Here is a 16,129-nt window from a genome sequence, read left to right as displayed (position 1 = left end):
AAATCGTAGTTGACATACTACTAGGAATGGGGCCTTTCTATCTGCTTGAACAAATGGAAAAGCTGGACACCGCTCATCCCAAGTGGTTATGAACGGATAAGATGAGGATGGAGTTTAACAAGATGACAAATAACATGATGGATTTTATCTGGAAGCCGAATTTCGAACGCTTCCCGCGTCGGGCAGCCTTGTCGATTTTAGTGAGGTCCATTGCAATATCTTTACTGATTTTAACCATGATTATAGGAATGGCTTACAACCCTGCATATGCCGACCCCTCCCTGCCAATTGTGGCCGACCAAGGAATTTATTCTATCGAAGTTTACCCTCTATCTCACCAACTGGTTGTACGGGTACAGGGACAGAAATTCAAAACATATCCCGTTGCCGTGGGAAATCCGTCCACCCCTACTCCAGTTGGAGAGTACCAGGTTGTATATAAAGGGAAAAATTGGGGGCCTTCCTTTGGCCCGCGCTGGCTTGGCTTAAACGTTCCTTGGGGAAGCTACGGGATTCACGGTACAAACAGGCCATACTCCATTGGACAGCATCTGAGTCATGGATGCATACGGATGCGCAATCGCGATGTCATTGAATTATATGAGATGATTCCACTCGGCACAAAAGTAACCATTTATGGGCATATATTAGGTGACCCGAATCATAAACCGAGGGACTTGGCGGAAGGCGACGTCGGAGGTGACGTACAATTGATCCAGTCTCGTTTGAAAAGTGCCGGATACTTCAAAGGGATATGTAACGGCAAATTCCGCTCGGATACAACCGCGGCCGTAAAACAATTTCAACGCGACAGTCGTTTGACTTCAAACGGTGTCGTTTCAATCAAGGTGTATGAAGCGTTGGGATTGCTGGAGTGAAGAGGGGCAGTCATGCTAACCCGCCCCTCTCAACCTTAAATCTTTGGTTCGAAGGTCTTACAATCCGTTTCCTCCGAATTTGACGCGTGCTTATTGTGGCTTACAACATAAATGGAGGAAGCGTTGCACTTATTACCCGCCCCCCAATACTTACAGGAATTCACTTCGCACAATACATCTTTTGCCATGGCTATTTCACCTCCCTTCTGTTTAAGGATGGTCGAAATAGACGTTTCTTTATACCTATAAACTATAAATTAAAATGAAAAAGCAGATGCCCTTCCCATCTTGCGTATGGGCGCACCTGCTTTTATTTTATTCTGCATCCATCGTTGGGACTGCGGCCAGAAGAGCTCGCGAATAGGGATGTTTGGCCGGTTCAGATCATCTTAATATTGCTTATTCGGGTTTGAGAAGGCTACGAACATCAGCACGAGAGCTGCATTGACAATAACTAACGGTCCACCAATCATCAGAAGCAAACTCATCGCTATACCCGGCTCCTTTCTTTTCTACAGGGTACCTTCATTCGCCGGAGGAGTGAACGTCCGTTTGGCGAGCTCAGCATCCAGCATATAAAATGCATTGCTGTCATTATCGATGCGCCTAAGCTTCTGGATAATGCTGTCGAACGTCGCTTCTTCCTCGACCTGTTCATCAATGAACCACTTAAGGAAATTGATCGTGGCATGCTCCCTTTCATTCAATGCTTCATCCGAAAGATCATAGATGCGCTTCGTTACCGTTTTCTCGTGCTCGTACGATTGCTCGAATGCATCAAGTAGCGAGTCATATTCATTGATCGGGCTTTTTAAACCGTCAATAAGCGCTCGCTTGCCGAGACGGTTAATGAAATGGTAAATTTTCATCGCATGAAACTTTTCCTCTTCCGCCTGGACGATGAAAAAATTGGCGAACCCATCGAAGCTTACCGCTGAACAATACGCCGCCATCGCTAAGTAAACATGGGAGGAATAAAATTCGTAGTTCATTTGGTCATTCAGCTTTTGAAGCAATTCATTCGATAACATCGGATCCCTCACCTTTACTTTTACTTATAGTCTCCGATTAGTTTAACTATTCCAGCCTTCCGGCATTCTTTGCTGCGATAAATAACTAGTTAGGTCTCGACGACCTACTTCGCGTCTCCCGTCCATGCAACAAACCCGGCCTCCCGGCCGGGTTCCTTGATTATTTCCGCTTCGTTTTGTTGTACCCCTTATCCCCGTAAGGCTGGAGCTTTTCAAGCCACAGCTCCAAGAGGGCGTCTACCTCGTCCTTATATTTTTTTAATTCGGACGTGTCGTTCAAAACTTCTTCACGCGGCTTGATTTGGTCCAGCTCCTCGAATACGAAGCAGTCGCCCCCGTACTTATTCCAATCCTGCTGTAATTCCATGATCGTATTCAGGTTCGTCTGTTTCATGAAGGCAAGACGGTTTCGGGCGCCGTCAAGGTCCATACTGCCGTCTACGTATACTTTACCGTTCTCTACGTTCCGGATTTGATAAACGCCCATAGGCCGAAACGACTGTTTGTAAGCAGAGGCAAGCTCCTTCTTCCGTTGTTTATCCAGTGTCATGTTGTTTCTCCAATCTTATCTTTTTGACAACCGAAATGAGCGAGACGTATTAGTAAACAAATTAATATCCCATATCTTTTAAAAGTCTGGAAAGCGTGCGCAAGCGTTCTCCGATCAGCTCATCGTCATCGCTGAGCGCTTGGCTGAACAGCTTAATATCTTCATTAATCTTATCGTTGTCCGTACATACGGCTACGGTCATGGCATCCCCTTGCAATCCGACCCGGTCGAGTACCGGATTATTGGGATCATACAATTGCTCATATTGATACGCTTCCCGAAAATGCCCCATCGTTCGGCAGACTAGAATGGCAAGGTCAAGCACGCGATGGAGCGGCAATTCCTCCGACTGCCTGGACCATTTTTCTCCCGTGTATCTCCATACTTTGGCCGAAATGTCGACCTTCCCCCTGTCATTCCATTGGGCCAATCCTAACGAAAGCCCCTTCGCATCGGAGTGATGGGCATACCTGCCGTCAACATTCTCATAATTTTCAGAAACGATCACCGGTTTATGTTTTAATGTAGTCGGTATTTTCATTGTTTTTGTCCTCTCCATGTTTACTGGATTTTTATTTACTCATTTACTAATTTACTAAATTAATAACCGCATCAACAATATTATCCCACCGCAAATCGGAAGTCAACCCCTTAATATTTATTCTGAACCACTCCAACCTGATCGAGTACTTAGTCAAGCTTGAATTTAAATCCTTTGGGAACCGTAGCTATATCTTGGCAGCTGGTTCAACTAAAATGAACCGCCAGGATAAACGGCTACGCCGTCCTTGTCTTACAAGGACCAGCGCGTTTACCAAGGTTGATGCGAAGCTATAAGTTACGAAAACTTATAAATTCTTATCAACCAAAGAAAAACCCATACCGTATGGGTATGGGCTTCATGCTCATCCGGCTTCCATGGCTTCCGCCATGGCAGCAAGCTTAAGCACGGTATTCCAGTTGCGTGTCGTTACAGGAATTTTCAGCTTCTGCAGCTGGTCGGGAAGCTTAGAATCCAGGATGCTTTGCCTGAAAAACATATATAATTCCTTGCCAAGGAGCTGGAACTCGTCCATGTCGCTCCTCACCTCAGACAGCCGATCCAGCTCTTGCACGGAAGGCGCGTCGTTAAAGAAAGTGACTTGAATGCTTTGACCTTCCGTTAACGCATCGGCAGGGTAAGGACAATTCGCCAGGATGGACCTCCATTCGGAGGAGGTTCTAAGCATCACGGCGATGGAGAAGCCGAAGCTTCGTTTAATTTCCTCTGCGATCAATATCTTCAGCGCCTCGGCAGGCTTCTCCGATTGGAACAAAACATTGCCGCTCTGGATATAGGTTTGAACACGGCTAAGTCCGGCCGCTTCCAGCAGCTTTTTCAATTCGGCCATTTTTATCTTTTGATTACCGCCTACGTTAATGCCGCGCAGAAGTGCTATAAGTCGTCATCCCGGCTCCCACTCCTCTTGTCCCCTATGTCGTTATCCTATTTTAAATTGTCCGAACTGGGTTTGTAAATTTTCCGCCATCTTCGATAAATACGAGCCGGAAGCCGAAATCTCCTGCATGGCCGCCAATTGTTCTTCGGTCGAAGCGGATACCCCTTGCGTTCCGGAAGCGGTGACTTCGGCTACCTCGACAATTTGGCTGATCGATTCGAGAATGTATTCCGTACCTTGAGACATTTGCCGGATGGCGCTTGAAAATTCTTGGACTTGGGCTGAGACCCCGTCGATGGTATGTTTAATATTTGCAAATGAATTTCCGGCATTCGAAACGAGGACGATTCCCTCTTCGACTTCATTTTTTGTATGGTGCATGGACTCGACTGCGCTTAAGGTCTCGCTCTGAATTGCGCCGATGAGTTCGGATATCTGTTGTGCGGATTGCGCCGATTGCTCCGCCAGCTTACGGACCTCGTTAGCGACAACCGCAAAGCCGCGGCCGTCTTCTCCTGCTCTTGCCGCTTCAATGGCCGCGTTGAGAGCCAGCAGATTCGTTCGGGAAGCGATATCGGTCATGGCATTATTTATTTCTCCGATGGCATTCGAACGATTCCCCAATTCTTCAACCACTTGCGCCAATTCAATAACCGTTTGATGGATCGAATTCATCTGCTGTACGGCGGTCTGGATCGACTCAGTACCCTCGGCAGCCATATTGGACGCTTGTATAGCTGTTATGCTGACGTCCTGGGAGTTTGCAGCAATTTGTTGTATGCCGGCTGACATTTCATGAATCGTTTGTGAAGCGCTTTCGATGCTCTTTACTTGTTTATCCGTCCCCGCCGCCACTTCTTGAACCGTCGAAGCGATAAATTCGGTCGCTTTACTAGTTTCTTCGGCACTTGCCGTCAGTTCTTCGGAAGAAGCGGCTACTTGTTCTGAAGTTTCCGCCACCTGCTTGATTAGTCCCCGCACATTCTCGATCATCCGATTAAATGAACGGGTTAATTGGCCAAGCTCATCCTTCGATTTGTATGTTCCTTGAACGGTAAAATCCCCCTGCTCCACCTCGGACATGGAGTGCTGCAACTCTTGTATCGGACGAATGATGATGCGGTTAATAAACCATCCCAGTAAGGCGCTTATGGCAATCGCTATAAGCGTAACCAAAGTAATAATGGTCATCGCGTGATGGAAATTGGACGCGATCGCTTGGTTTAACTGATCCGCCTTTTCATCATTCTGATCGCTAAGCTCCTGGATCGACTTGGTAACGGAGCTGCGTACATCCTTCAACTGCTTGGAAAACGCGTTGTAAGCGTCGTCTTTTTTCTGCCCCTTTGCCAAGCTGATGACTTTGGCGAGCTCCTTCTGATAACTTTGATAACTTTGTTTAAATTGGTTTAGCTTTTCAACTTCCGTGGAATCCAACTTCGTCTTGCCGTAATCCTCAAGAAGTTTATTGGTTTGTTCCAACCGGTCCATCGTCTTCTTCTCTAAATCGGAAATCGCTGCCGTTTCTTTAGTTACCAATATTTCAAGCATGTAGGCATCGATTGCTCTAATATTATATCGAATCGAGCCTAGCGTCTTGATGGGTTGAAGTTTGTCGAAATACATGGAATCCGAATCCTTATTCATTTGATTCATGTAGTTAAAGCTCGTTAAACCGACAATACCAATGAATAGTATGGAAATTCCGACGAGCAAAAGCAATTTTTGACCGACTTTTAAATTACGTAATAGCATTGAAAAGTCCCCTTTTTTCCTATATTAATAGGTAAATTATACCTTATTGCGTTGAATATATCTATCGTTTTTCGATCGGATTCGACATCCTTCGCAACGAAAAAAGGGGAAGCAAATATCGAAAATAATTATTGTATTTTTCTGAATCTTTTGATATAAATGGAGTACGTAAATTTCAGGTATGTGCGACTGGCGTAACGTGGAGTACCACGAGGGAGCACATAAGTCATAAAGCCGTACGCCTGGGCGAAAGTATGGGATCTAAGTCAAGATCCGATACTTTTTTTTCGTAAATGAAGAAGTGATCTCATGTAGAAAAGGGAGAGGATGTTCATGGATACGGTACGGAAGATGAGGAATGTAGCGATTGTGGTTTATGACCAAGTGGAGGTACTTGATTTCGCAGGACCGTTCGAGGTATTTACCGTCGGAAGCGATCGCGGCAAAGATTTCCGGGTGTTCACTGTTGCAGAGAAAGAAGGGCCCGTGACCGCCCTGGGGAATTTGAGCTTGAACCCGAGCTACACGTTCGACACCTGTCCTCCACCGGATGTTCTCGTGCTCCCGGGCGGCTGGGGCTCGAGGAAAGAAATGCATAATGAGAGAATGGCCGAATGGATTCGGGAGACGGCGGAACAGGCGGAGCTCGTATTGACGGTATGTACCGGAGCCCTGCTGCTTGTCCGGGCAATGCCGCTTGAAGGAATGACGCTAACGACCAACCGGCGGGCCATCGATGAATTAAGAGCCGTCGCTCCCAAATCGTCCGTTATCAGGGATGATGTACGTTATACGGACAATGGCAAAATCATCATGTCGGCCGGGGTTTCCGCAGGGATCGATGCGTCGCTGTACGTTGTCGGGAAGCTGCTCGGGGAAGAACGGGCCGATGACACGGCGAGCATCATGGAATACGAGTGGACCGAGAACGAACAATATGCGATTGGCGATTAGAAATGTCACGGAGAAGGATTTGGAGCCCAAAATAAAGCTCGCCAGCCCCTCATCTGCTCGTCTGTTTGTCAGCCTCGGCCCTCCGCTCTTTCAACGCGGCCAGCGCAGTTCCTTCCCGTCCCTGAAGCAGACGGCTCTTCGGCACGCCTATCCGCTGAGCCGTATAAATGCCGCTATGCCCGGAGAACACATAGCTGACGATACAAGCAATAAACATGTACACGGCCCCCTCCGAGCCGAATAGCTCAAGCCCGAGCATGAAGCAGGCCACAGGGGTATTCGTCGCTCCGCTGAATACGGCAATCAGTCCGAGCCCCGCCAAAAAAGCGGACGGAAGCATAAGCCAGCCGGAAAGCGTGTTTCCCAGCGTCGCCCCGATGACGAACAGCGGCGTAACCTCACCGCCCTGAAAGCCGGCTCCCAGCGTAATCGTGGTGAACACCGTTTTCCACAGAAAGGCAAGGGGCGCCACAGTTTCCGAGAACGATTGAGCCAGAAGCGGCAGTCCCAGCCCCAAATAATCTCTTGTCCCAACAGCATATGTCAGTCCGATCAGAACGAAGCCGCCTGCGGCGCTTCGCATCGCAGGGTGCTTAATCCAGCGCGCGAAGCCGCTCTTCAGACCATGGGTCAGCTCGCTGAAGACGCGGCTCATCAGCCCGAACAGCACCGAGGCGCCTACGACCTTCGCGATGCCCCAGCCGCTGAGTGCCGGAATCATTCCCATGCCGTAGTGGGCATGCTGTACTCCCCACAGCTCCGTCGTCACGAGATGACCGACGAAGCTGGCTGCGAAGCAAGGAATGAGCGCTTCGTGCCGGATCATGCCGATCGCCAGCACCTCGAGGCCGAATACCGTGCCGGCGAGCGGCGTGCCGAACACGGAACCGAACCCCCCGCTGATGCCGCACATCAGCAAAATGCGGCGGTCTCCTGTGCCGATGCGCAAGGCTCTGCCCAGCGCTTCCGCCAGACTGCCCCCCATTTGCACGGCGGTTCCTTCCCGGCCGGCGGAGCCGCCGAACAGGTGGGTAAGCACGGTCCCGGCCAGGACGAAGGGAGCCATGCGCAGCGGGATCGAATCGTTCCCGCCGTGAATTTGCTCCAGGATCAAATTATTTCCCTTCCCGCTGCTGCCTCCATATTTCATATACATCAAGCTCACGGCAGCCCCGCTTAGCGGCAGTAGGAACAGCAGCCACGGATGAACCAGCCGGAGCTCGGTCGCAGCCTCAAGCAAGCGGAGGAATGCGGCGGATGCGGTACCCGCCAGAAGCCCTACCATTCCGCCGAGAACGGTCCACCGGGCGAAACCGCCCGTTAAAGAAGCTAGGCGTGCGCCGAGGTCGTCCGTTTTCCAATTTGATCGATGTTTCCACATGCTTCGTTGCCAGCCCCCATCGTCCCGTTTGCGATTGCAAAAAAACAGACCCCTACCAGTCAAGAAAACACTGGTAGGAGTCATCAGCCCGAAGGCGGTTACGGCGAACTCCATCGCCCTTGCACATTGACCTCATCTTAACTTAATCCGCATGATTCGTCAATGCTTTTTCCCGTTCACGAGAAGCAGCATCAGGAACGAAATGACGATCATGGTACCGGTCCACCACCAGGCCTCCGCCGTATGCCCCGATTCCACCGCCAAATAAATCGCCGTCGGCAGCGTTTGCGTTTTGTTCGGAATATTCCCTGCGATCATCAGCGTCGCGCCAAATTCTCCGAGTCCCCGGGCAAAGCCAAGCAGATACGCCGTCGCCAGCATGCGGCCTGCGAGCGGTACCGTGACTAGGCGGAGCACCTGACCCTCCCCAGCCCCCATGGAACGGGCTACGTCCTCAAGATCCCGGTCTACGGAGGCGAAGCCCGACTTGGCGGTTTGATACACAAGAGGGAAGGCGACGACGACCGATGCGATGACGGCCGCCTGCCAGGTAAATATGATCGGAACCGAACCCCATGCTTCGGCGAGTCTTCCGATCCAGCTCTTTTTGCCTAACAGAACGAGCAGAATGAAGCCGACGACTGTCGGCGGCAGGACGAGCGGAAGCATAAAGACCGTTTCCACCAGCAGCTTGCCGGCGAAGCGCCTTTTCGACATGCCCCAAGCCGCCATCGAACCGAGTGTAAAGACAATGAGACTGGCGATGAACGATACTTTAAGCGAAGTGAGAACGGGCGGGGCCAACTCTTGCAAATCCATGGCGCATCATCCTTACTTCGGTATAGAGAAGCCGTATTTGACGAATATATCCTTCGCTTCCTTGCTTTGCAAGAAACTGTACAGCGCCTGCGCTTCCTTGGCGTGCTTGGTCGCCTTCACGATGCCGGCCGGGTATTCGATCGGACTATAGATGCCGGGGTCCACCGGCAAAGCTACCTTTACCTTCGCCGAGGTGAGCGCGTCGGTGCGGTACACGAATCCGGCTTCCGCATTTCCCGACTCGACGTACGTCAGCACCTGACGCACGTCCTTCCCGAGCACCAGTTTGGGCTGCAGCGGCTCCCACAGCTTCGCCTTCGTGAGTGCTTCTTTAGCATAACCTCCCGCAGGCACCGTCTCCGGCTCGCCGGCCGCAATGTGATGAATCTCGGGACGGTTTAAGTCCTCCAGCTTTTCTATCTTCGTCTTCCCGTCCGCAGGCACGATCAATACAAGCTCGCCGAGCAGCAGCGTCTTTTGCTGATCCGGCTGAATGAGCTGCCGGTCCGTCAGCGCCTTCATATTCTTAGTCGACGCCGAAATGAACAAGTCCGCCGGTGCCCCCTGCTCGATCTGCTGCTGGAGCGTACCGGAAGCGCCGAAATTAAACTGCAGTTTGACGTTCTTGTTGGAACGCTCATAGACGGTCTGAATTTCTTTCATCGCCTCCGTCAGACTAGCGGCAGCGGAGACGGTTAGCTCGACTTTCTCCACAGCCGCCTGCTTCTCGTCGGTTCGGGCGGACGGGACTCCCGTTCCGCAGCCCGACAAGATCAGCAGTAGAACGATAGCGGCGAGCGGTACGCATTTTAATAGATTCTTATTCATGATTGATTGCCTCCCAGCAGGTAGTTACGGGTTTTCGAATGGCGTCCCGTTATGATAAAGTGGTATTCAGTCGATCCGCTTCCGTCGGATACTTGAGGAGGAACCGAATGACCAACGATATGTCCTATACAACGGAAGAAATTGCGAAGCTGCTGAAGGTTTCCAAGCTGACGGTGTACGACCTCATCAAGAAAGGTGACCTGCCAGCGTACCGCGTCGGTAAGCAGATGCGCGTGGACGCCTCGGACCTCGATGCCTACAAACATAAAGCGAAAGGCATCGCCGATTCGGGGCTGAGGCCGATCCCGCATGCTGCATCAGCCGCTGCGATTCAGCCGCCGGCGCCGAACAAGCGTATGCCCCAGCTCGTCATAACCGGCCAGGATATCAGCCTGGACCTGCTTGCGAAGCATCTGGAAAAGCATGCTCCCGGCATTCGGCCCCTGCGTTCCTATGTCGGCAGCCTCGACAGCCTGATTTCCATGTACCGGGGAGAATCCGATATCGTCAGTACCCATCTGATCGACGGAGACACCGGCGAGTACAATTTGCCTTACGTTCGCAAGCTGCTGGGCGGCTTCTCCTATACGGTGATTCACCTGCTGTCCCGGAGCGCCGGATTTTATGTAGCGCAGGGCAACCCGCTCGGATTGCAGGCTTGGGAAGACCTGTGGCGTCCCGGCCTCCGGCTCGTCAACCGGGAGATAGGCTCCGGGGCGAGAGTACTGCTGGACGAGCAGCTCAGACTGCACGACATCGATCCGCGCCGGCTGACGGGCTACGAGCATACGGAGTCCAATCATCTGGGCGTTGCCGGTAAAGTGGCATCCGGAGAAGCGGATGTGGGGGTCGGCATCGAGAAGGCGGCCCACATCGTCGGTGGCGTCGATTTTGTCCCCCTCATTCAAGAAAGCTATGACCTGGTCATGCTGAACCGACCGGAGAACCGGGACTGGATGGAAACGGTGAAGCGCATTTTACGTTCGGAATCGTTTCACCAGGAGCTGAGTGCGATTCAAGGCTACGATCTTTCCCGGACCGGTCAAGTGCTGCTGGAAACTTAGACAAACCCCACTCCAAATCCATACTAAATATATCTAAATATCATTACTTATATCTAAATATACGGTTAGTTCTTGTGAAAATCAATACAAATCGTTCGGAACGGACACCAGGATAAACGGCTACGCCGTCCTTGTCTTACAAGGACCAGCGCGCTTATCAAGGTTGATGCGAAGCTATAAGTTACGAAAACTTATAAATTCTTATCAACCCAGGATAAACGGCTACGCCGTCCTTGTCTTACAAGAACAAGCGCGCTTATCAAGGTTGATGCGAAGCTATAAGTTACGAAAACTTATAAATTCTTATCAACTAAGAAAAACTCCTTACCGGTGTCTTTCAAAGTAAGCAGACCTCCGGTTAGCGCAGCAAACCCGCTTCGTAAGCAGAAAGCCGGAACCCCATCATATGGAGCTCCGGCTGATACGGCTGGATTGGCGATTATTTTTTGGCGGCGTTCTCGATGTTCTTGTTCACGGCATCCTCGGCTTGACGCAGGGCCGTGTTGATATCGACGTTCTTCTGGGTGACGGCCGTCACTCCAATGGGATATGGATTAATTTTACAGCCCTTAAATTCATCAATGATTCGCCTGTGATGCGGTCTGCCCGAACCGTAACTGTGTACGTTCCCGGAGCGTGAACTGCCAGCTCGCCGAGCTCGGCGGTACGGAAATCATAGGCGCCGCCCTCCGCGTAAACCGTGCCCCGCAGCTGCTGTCCGCAAGCTTCTACCAGGTAGTCTCCGCCGGCTTTGCCTTCTTCCGCTCCGTATTCGATCAGGACGCGATACGTGCCGGGCGATGCTGCTCGGAACGTCCAGGAAATGCTGTCGGCATCATTCGTCCAATGCGTAACCGTATCGCGGTCTTTCTTACCAGTATCCCAGCGCAGCTCGGTTCCTTCAATCTCGCCGTCAAATACGCTGAGCGTGTTGGCAAAACCTCGTTCCAGCAGTCGGGTCACCGGGTTTGCTTCGATTTCCCCATCATATTCCACGACAACCACGGTCGCATTCGGGTCTGTCGCATGGGAAGGAACGCGAATAACGATATCTTCCTCGCCCAATCTTTGATGCTGCAGTCCGGTCCTGTTCGGGTCTTGAAGCAAATAGGCGCTCGTTACCCTGTTGCGGAGCCCCTGAACGATAAGATCGCCGTCGCCGGGCCAATCGAAGACATGCAGGTACAAGGTCCGGCCCTTGGCGGTGCAGCGTCCCCATTGCGGCTTGCCGATCGGGCTCCCGGACGTGCCATACACGCTTTCGCCATTTACCTTCATCCACTGTCCGATTTCCGTTAAAATTTCGGTGGAATTGGCGTCGAATTCCCCCTCCGGAGTCGGTCCGACATTCAGCAAATAATTGCCGTTCAAGCTGAACACATCAATCATGTTCTGAATGAGGCTGCGAACCGGCTTCCAGTTGTGGTCCGTCTTTTTGTAGCCCCAGGACTGGTTCATCGTATGAATGGATTCCCAATCCTTGCGATTCACCCGGAGATGAAGCTGATTATCCCCGGAGTTGCCGTAATCGCCGAAGCCATCCCGCCGCACGCGGCGGTTCACCAGGCAGTCCGGCTGCAAGCTCCGCACGTAATCCACGAATCGCTGTCCCTGCTCGTCGGTCACCTTATGACCGCAATCGAACCAGAGGACGCCGACATCGCCGTATTCGGTCAGCAGCTCGCGGATCTGGGGAAACGCCTTGTCCTCAAGGTATCGCTCGTAACGGGACGCCTTGTCTTCGTCGTGAATCCAGGTTTCAAGATCGTCCCATGCCCCTATGTTGTTCGGATAGTCGTGTGTGTTGCCTTGGGAGTCCGGGTGGTGCCAGTCCATCGCATGCGAATAATAAAAGCACAGCTTGATGCCGTATTTGCGGCAAGCTTCGGCCAAGACCTTCATTGGATCGCGGCCGTAGGGCGAGCGCTTGACAATGTTGAAATCGCTCACCTTGGAATCGTACAGAGCAAACCCGTCGTGGTGCTTGGCCGTAATCACGATATACTTCATTCCCGCATCGCGGGCGGCCCGAACCCAAGCTTCCGCATCGAAACGAACCGGATTGAACTCCTCGGCGATCGTTTCATATTCCTTCACCGGAATGCGGCCTCTCAGCATAATATGCTCACCGTAAGCGCCCGGCACTTCTTTGCCTTTCCATATCCCACCCAGAAGAGAGTAGAGCCCCCAGTGAATGAACATTCCGAATCGCGCTTCCCGCCACCAGGTGAGCCGACGGTCCTGCTCCGAAGCATCCTGTCCCTTCCGCTGCTCCGGCTGCATCGAGGCCTCCGCCTCGGCATTATCCAGGTACTTATCTTTTCCAGTCATCTTGTTCTCCCCTTGTCTTGGAAACTGATGTAAGCGACGCTCCTTTATTGTATTATTCGTGTGATATAATCCATATGGATCAGATTAACGAGTCTTTATACCAAATTAACCTATTGACCGATTCTTACTAACCCGTGCCTGGAGGTGGTGTCAAGAAATGGAGTCCGCCAATCATGCGCTCATGAGCCGGCTGCTTGCCGATATGAAGCCGGAGCTTATCATTGCGCACTTAAGCAAATGCAATCTGGACTGGATTCGAGAACCGTTCACGCCGGAATATAATAAGATTTATTATATTTACGAAGGGGTAGGACGGATCAGCGTCGGAGGACAGGAGCTATTTCCCGTTCAAGGCCAGCTCGTATTTGCACCTGCAGGTCTCCTTCAATCGTTCTCCGTCACCGATCCCGGGCATACGTACCGAATGTACTGGTGCCACTTCACTTCGAACTTGAGCTTTATGAAGCTGTTCGAGCTCTTCAAGCTGTCCTATTGCTTGGACGCCGGCAATCCGGAGGAGACCGTGCAATGCTTCGTCCGGCTGAAGGAGCTGCACCGTCTGTACCAAGGTCCGGCGAAGTCGATTCGCGTACAAGCGGCGCTGCTCGACGTTATCGCCTTATATATCGAGGACGCCGTCCGGCTGCTGCCGCAGACCGCTTCCTTAAGCAACAACAAGCTGAGCGACGTGCTTCGCTTTATCAACGAGCATCTGGCCCGCGATATCAAGATCGCCGAGCTGGCGGAAGTGGCCCACCTTCACCCGAATTATTTTGTACGCTTCTTCAAAAGCCAGCTTGGCGTCACCCCGATGAGCTTCATCTACGAGAAAAGACTGGACAAGGCAAAGCAACTGATTCGCGCCTCGGATAAAACCATCAGCGAGATTGCAATCGAAACAGGTTTTCACGAAGTATTCCATCTTTCCAAGAGCTTTAAAAAAAGCTTCGGCCTCTCTCCTACCGAGTACCGCGGTTTGTACCATAGTAACGGGCATCCGTTCTAGCAACGCAAAAAAACCACCGGACCTTCTTCCTAGTCCGTTGGTTTCGAGGAGTGCAGTGATTTAATCATCTTCTTCGCTACGGCCGATGCGTTTGCCGCCGACCCAGATGATGGCGATGACCCCGCAAATGATCACGAAGAACATCCCGAGAAATAGAGGGTTTAAATGTTCCATGCTCTGATCCATCTATGATTCGTCTCCTTCCAAGTCCGGTAGTCGGTATATTTCGGCTAGGCCTCCGTACGGCGGCGGTTCGGCGAGATCAGGGCGGTTAACGGATACAGCAGAACGGCAAAGATCAAATCCATAAATAAGACCGTGAGAACCGGATGCTCCCCATGCAGCATGACACCGGTCATCGCTCCCATCATGCCGCCCATTAAGCCGGCCAGCAGCCCTTCCATCGACGCCAGCATCCCTTGGTGCTGCCCCGCGGCGAAGCCGGACGCCATCCCTATGGCTACGGCTATAACCGTTCCGACGAACAAGCTCATGGTCAAGATGCCGACAATGACGCCGATCACAAGTCCGGCCATCATGCCGATCGCCATCGCAGCCATCATCCCTGCCATTGTGGCATGCTCGAACGTCGACCGGCGTATTCTCACGACGAGATAAATAACGATGACAGCGACAAGCAGCAGCGAGCCAGTCAGCACCGTTTTCTGAAGCGGGATCTGCCCCGCTTCATGGGTCGTGCCGGTCATGGCATGGCTCCCGGAAGCCGTGTCCGCATCGCTGACGACCGTTCCTCCGCCATGCTGATGATGCGTCTCCCCCGCTATAAAGTCCGCATGAATCATGATCTTCCATCCCTCCTACCCTATATACGAAGGCGCTCATTTACTAATACTATACCCGCCTGCGTCCGCCGTTAGAATAGCTCATTCGAGCTAAAGAAACGATTAAACTGTGAACGTTATTTGTCTCTTCTGAGAGAGTACAAAAAATCCGGACGAAGCCGATCGTCCGGATTTAAATTGACGTGAAACCTGGATATGCAGAAAAATGCAAAAGGTAGTAGGTGGGGTATCCCCTGCAGGAGCGATAGCGCCCGCCTTTGTTATCGGAAAATGACCGCTGCATAGCGAATAAATTGAATATTTTCCGATAACAACAGCGGCCGGAAGGGGATACCCCACCGGAGTACCATGGCAGATTCTCTATTTCATGGGTTTCTCTACAAGCTGATCCGGACGATTCCATTCGTACGGATTCATGCCCGATTAGGGGACTTGAATCGTATAGGGCACAACGAAGACATGACCGTTCTGCTGAAATTGTCCCCATATTTTATATACGCCGCTTTTCGGGAAAGCCGTCATGAACCAGGCATCCGGCCCGGTCGCCTTCTCATCCATCGGATGCACATGCAGGTATTGCTCCGTATCCGCGCTTAGAATGACGACGTGACCGACCGCACCCAGATAAGGCTGCAGATCCGTTATCGGCTTGCCGGCTTTGTCTGTGAAACGGAAGGTCAGCGCAGCCTCCTTGCCCGGAGCCAGGTTGCCTGTAGTTAACGTGATTTCTTTGCCGTCCACGCTCTTGCTGAGGCTGGAATCGGGAACGATCGCCGCGGTTCTGGAGACCGGGCCTTGGACCGTCATCCACTGCGTCCGGGTCATCGCTCCGAATCCGGCAGGGATAAAATCCGCGATCAGCTTGTATTCTCCCCCTTCGGGAAGCTTTGTCGTCACCTCGAACGTTCCGTTCCCTTTCCATTCCGGATGCAAGTGGTCGAAGTAGGTCAGCTCCTTATTGACGGCGATCAAATGCATCTTTTTTTCGTGGTTGATATCGAATTTGTCGATAGGCTTGCCTGCAGCATCCGTCAGCCGGACGGCAATCTTCACCTCTTGCCCCGGCTGAGGCTTCTCCGGCGCGAACGTCCAGCGGGCCGATACGGCGGCCGCAGGCTCATTCTTCGAGGCGCCTCCGTGTCCCGCGTGTTCGCCGCTCCCGGCCGGCGCGGGGCCTTGTCCCGTTTGCATTCCTTCATGCGTCGCTCCTGAGGTGCTTGAAGCTTCGCCGCAGGCGCTCAACAGCACCGCTGCCAGTATGAACCATATGGCCGTTCGTTTCATCGAATC

At 51.9% G+C, this 16,129-nt stretch carries 17 protein-coding genes and 2 riboswitches; of the genes, 4 read left to right on the top strand and 13 right to left on the bottom strand.

Annotation, left to right across the window (positions count from 1 at the left end):
* The first annotated feature begins 236 nt into the window (after positions 1-236).
* A complete protein-coding gene (locus tag O9H85_RS11535; protein WP_269881608.1) occupies positions 237-878 on the top strand; it encodes a L,D-transpeptidase family protein in 642 nt (213 codons plus the stop codon).
* Between the two features lie 35 nt (positions 879-913).
* On the opposite strand, the gene O9H85_RS11530 is transcribed toward O9H85_RS11535, so the two are convergent.
* The 6 genes from O9H85_RS11530 to O9H85_RS11505 form a co-directional block, all read right to left on the bottom strand.
* A complete protein-coding gene (locus O9H85_RS11530) occupies positions 914-1,066 on the bottom strand; it encodes a DUF1540 domain-containing protein (protein ID WP_269881499.1) in 153 nt (50 codons plus the stop codon).
* Between the two features lie 324 nt (positions 1,067-1,390).
* The gene (locus tag O9H85_RS11525; RefSeq protein WP_269881498.1) at positions 1,391-1,909 is read right to left on the bottom strand and encodes a ferritin; all 519 of its coding nucleotides are present in this window, start codon (positions 1,907-1,909) and stop codon (positions 1,391-1,393) included.
* Between the two features lie 160 nt (positions 1,910-2,069).
* A complete protein-coding gene (locus tag O9H85_RS11520; RefSeq protein WP_269881497.1) occupies positions 2,070-2,459 on the bottom strand; it encodes a GIY-YIG nuclease family protein in 390 nt (129 codons plus the stop codon).
* A 61-nt stretch (positions 2,460-2,520) separates the two neighbouring features.
* Positions 2,521-3,000: a DUF6530 family protein gene (locus O9H85_RS11515; protein ID WP_269881496.1), complete on the bottom strand. Its 480-nt coding sequence runs from the start codon at positions 2,998-3,000 to the stop codon at positions 2,521-2,523.
* Positions 3,001-3,364: 364 nt separating this feature from the next.
* The gene (locus tag O9H85_RS11510; protein ID WP_269881607.1) at positions 3,365-3,898 is read right to left on the bottom strand and encodes a DUF1697 domain-containing protein; all 534 of its coding nucleotides are present in this window, start codon (positions 3,896-3,898) and stop codon (positions 3,365-3,367) included.
* Between the two features lie 42 nt (positions 3,899-3,940).
* Positions 3,941-5,653 carry a methyl-accepting chemotaxis protein gene (locus tag O9H85_RS11505; protein ID WP_269881495.1) on the bottom strand — a complete coding sequence of 571 codons (1,713 nt, stop codon included), beginning with the start codon at positions 5,651-5,653 and terminating at the stop codon, positions 3,941-3,943.
* 175 nt (positions 5,654-5,828) lie between these two features.
* A riboswitch (ZMP/ZTP riboswitch) is annotated at positions 5,829-5,908 on the top strand.
* 78 nt (positions 5,909-5,986) lie between these two features.
* Between O9H85_RS11505 and O9H85_RS11500 the strand changes: the two genes are divergently transcribed.
* Complete coding sequence (locus O9H85_RS11500; RefSeq protein WP_269881494.1) at positions 5,987-6,607, top strand: DJ-1/PfpI family protein; 621 nt, start codon at positions 5,987-5,989, stop codon at positions 6,605-6,607.
* Positions 6,608-6,656: 49 nt separating this feature from the next.
* Here the strand turns inward: O9H85_RS11500 and O9H85_RS11495 are convergent, their stop codons facing one another.
* The 3 genes from O9H85_RS11495 to modA all read right to left on the bottom strand — a co-directional run bounded on the left by O9H85_RS11495 (position 6,657) and on the right by modA (position 9,635).
* Positions 6,657-7,988 (bottom strand): voltage-gated chloride channel family protein, encoded by a 1,332-nt coding sequence (locus O9H85_RS11495; protein ID WP_269881493.1) that lies wholly within the window; start codon positions 7,986-7,988, stop codon positions 6,657-6,659.
* Between the two features lie 67 nt (positions 7,989-8,055).
* Positions 8,056-8,115: riboswitch (Fluoride riboswitch) on the bottom strand.
* A gap of 32 nt (positions 8,116-8,147) precedes the next feature.
* Positions 8,148-8,807, bottom strand: a complete 660-nt coding sequence (modB, locus tag O9H85_RS11490; RefSeq protein ID WP_269881492.1) for a molybdate ABC transporter permease subunit — start codon at positions 8,805-8,807, stop codon at positions 8,148-8,150.
* A 12-nt stretch (positions 8,808-8,819) separates the two neighbouring features.
* Positions 8,820-9,635, bottom strand: coding sequence for a molybdate ABC transporter substrate-binding protein (gene modA / locus O9H85_RS11485; protein WP_269881491.1), 816 nt, complete (start codon positions 9,633-9,635; stop codon positions 8,820-8,822).
* Between the two features lie 107 nt (positions 9,636-9,742).
* Between modA and O9H85_RS11480 the strand changes: the two genes are divergently transcribed.
* Complete coding sequence (locus tag O9H85_RS11480; RefSeq protein WP_269881490.1) at positions 9,743-10,699, top strand: helix-turn-helix transcriptional regulator; 957 nt, start codon at positions 9,743-9,745, stop codon at positions 10,697-10,699.
* A gap of 534 nt (positions 10,700-11,233) precedes the next feature.
* Here the strand turns inward: O9H85_RS11480 and O9H85_RS11475 are convergent.
* Positions 11,234-13,030: an alpha-L-fucosidase gene (locus tag O9H85_RS11475; protein ID WP_269881489.1), complete on the bottom strand. Its 1,797-nt coding sequence runs from the start codon at positions 13,028-13,030 to the stop codon at positions 11,234-11,236.
* Positions 13,031-13,187: 157 nt separating this feature from the next.
* Here O9H85_RS11475 and O9H85_RS11470 point away from each other — a divergent pair, with 157 nt between their 5' ends.
* On the top strand, positions 13,188-14,036 hold the full coding sequence (locus O9H85_RS11470) for an AraC family transcriptional regulator (RefSeq protein ID WP_269881488.1): 849 nt from the start codon (positions 13,188-13,190) through the stop codon (positions 14,034-14,036).
* Between the two features lie 60 nt (positions 14,037-14,096).
* Here O9H85_RS11470 and O9H85_RS11465 read toward each other — a convergent pair whose 3' ends face one another.
* The 3 genes from O9H85_RS11465 to O9H85_RS11455 form a co-directional block, all read right to left on the bottom strand.
* Positions 14,097-14,222 carry a hypothetical protein gene (locus O9H85_RS11465; protein ID WP_269881487.1) on the bottom strand — a complete coding sequence of 42 codons (126 nt, stop codon included), beginning with the start codon at positions 14,220-14,222 and terminating at the stop codon, positions 14,097-14,099.
* Between the two features lie 44 nt (positions 14,223-14,266).
* Complete coding sequence (locus tag O9H85_RS11460) at positions 14,267-14,839, bottom strand: hypothetical protein (RefSeq protein WP_269881486.1); 573 nt, start codon at positions 14,837-14,839, stop codon at positions 14,267-14,269.
* A gap of 423 nt (positions 14,840-15,262) precedes the next feature.
* Positions 15,263-16,123 carry a hypothetical protein gene (locus tag O9H85_RS11455; RefSeq protein ID WP_269881485.1) on the bottom strand — a complete coding sequence of 287 codons (861 nt, stop codon included), beginning with the start codon at positions 16,121-16,123 and terminating at the stop codon, positions 15,263-15,265.
* Positions 16,124-16,129: the final 6 nt, after the last annotated feature.

The sequence above is a fragment of the Paenibacillus gyeongsangnamensis genome (assembly GCF_027533625.1).
GTDB lineage: Bacteria > Bacillota > Bacilli > Paenibacillales > NBRC-103111 > Paenibacillus_G > Paenibacillus_G gyeongsangnamensis.
Note: the sequence above shows the minus strand (reverse complement) of the source record. Positions and strands in the feature narration are given on the sequence as shown.

What these genes read in the sequence shown, in the direction of transcription:
- O9H85_RS11535 (WP_269881608.1), top strand. Translation starts at nt 237, where the DNA reads ATGATTATAGGAATGGCTTACAACCCTGCATATGCCGACCCCTCCCTG.
- O9H85_RS11530 (WP_269881499.1), bottom strand. Translation starts at nt 1,066, where the DNA reads ATGGCAAAAGATGTATTGTGCGAAGTGAATTCCTGTAAGTATTGGGGG.
- O9H85_RS11525 (WP_269881498.1), bottom strand. Translation starts at nt 1,909, where the DNA reads ATGTTATCGAATGAATTGCTTCAAAAGCTGAATGACCAAATGAACTAC.
- O9H85_RS11520 (WP_269881497.1), bottom strand. Translation starts at nt 2,459, where the DNA reads ATGACACTGGATAAACAACGGAAGAAGGAGCTTGCCTCTGCTTACAAA.
- O9H85_RS11515 (WP_269881496.1), bottom strand. Translation starts at nt 3,000, where the DNA reads ATGAAAATACCGACTACATTAAAACATAAACCGGTGATCGTTTCTGAA.
- O9H85_RS11505 (WP_269881495.1), bottom strand. Translation starts at nt 5,653, where the DNA reads ATGCTATTACGTAATTTAAAAGTCGGTCAAAAATTGCTTTTGCTCGTC.
- O9H85_RS11500 (WP_269881494.1), top strand. Translation starts at nt 5,987, where the DNA reads ATGGATACGGTACGGAAGATGAGGAATGTAGCGATTGTGGTTTATGAC.
- O9H85_RS11495 (WP_269881493.1), bottom strand. Translation starts at nt 7,988, where the DNA reads ATGTGGAAACATCGATCAAATTGGAAAACGGACGACCTCGGCGCACGC.
- modB (WP_269881492.1), bottom strand. Translation starts at nt 8,807, where the DNA reads ATGGATTTGCAAGAGTTGGCCCCGCCCGTTCTCACTTCGCTTAAAGTA.
- modA (WP_269881491.1), bottom strand. Translation starts at nt 9,635, where the DNA reads ATGAATAAGAATCTATTAAAATGCGTACCGCTCGCCGCTATCGTTCTA.
- O9H85_RS11480 (WP_269881490.1), top strand. Translation starts at nt 9,743, where the DNA reads ATGACCAACGATATGTCCTATACAACGGAAGAAATTGCGAAGCTGCTG.
- O9H85_RS11475 (WP_269881489.1), bottom strand. Translation starts at nt 13,030, where the DNA reads ATGACTGGAAAAGATAAGTACCTGGATAATGCCGAGGCGGAGGCCTCG.
- O9H85_RS11470 (WP_269881488.1), top strand. Translation starts at nt 13,188, where the DNA reads ATGGAGTCCGCCAATCATGCGCTCATGAGCCGGCTGCTTGCCGATATG.
- O9H85_RS11465 (WP_269881487.1), bottom strand. Translation starts at nt 14,222, where the DNA reads ATGGATCAGAGCATGGAACATTTAAACCCTCTATTTCTCGGGATGTTC.
- O9H85_RS11460 (WP_269881486.1), bottom strand. Translation starts at nt 14,839, where the DNA reads ATGATTCATGCGGACTTTATAGCGGGGGAGACGCATCATCAGCATGGC.
- O9H85_RS11455 (WP_269881485.1), bottom strand. Translation starts at nt 16,123, where the DNA reads ATGAAACGAACGGCCATATGGTTCATACTGGCAGCGGTGCTGTTGAGC.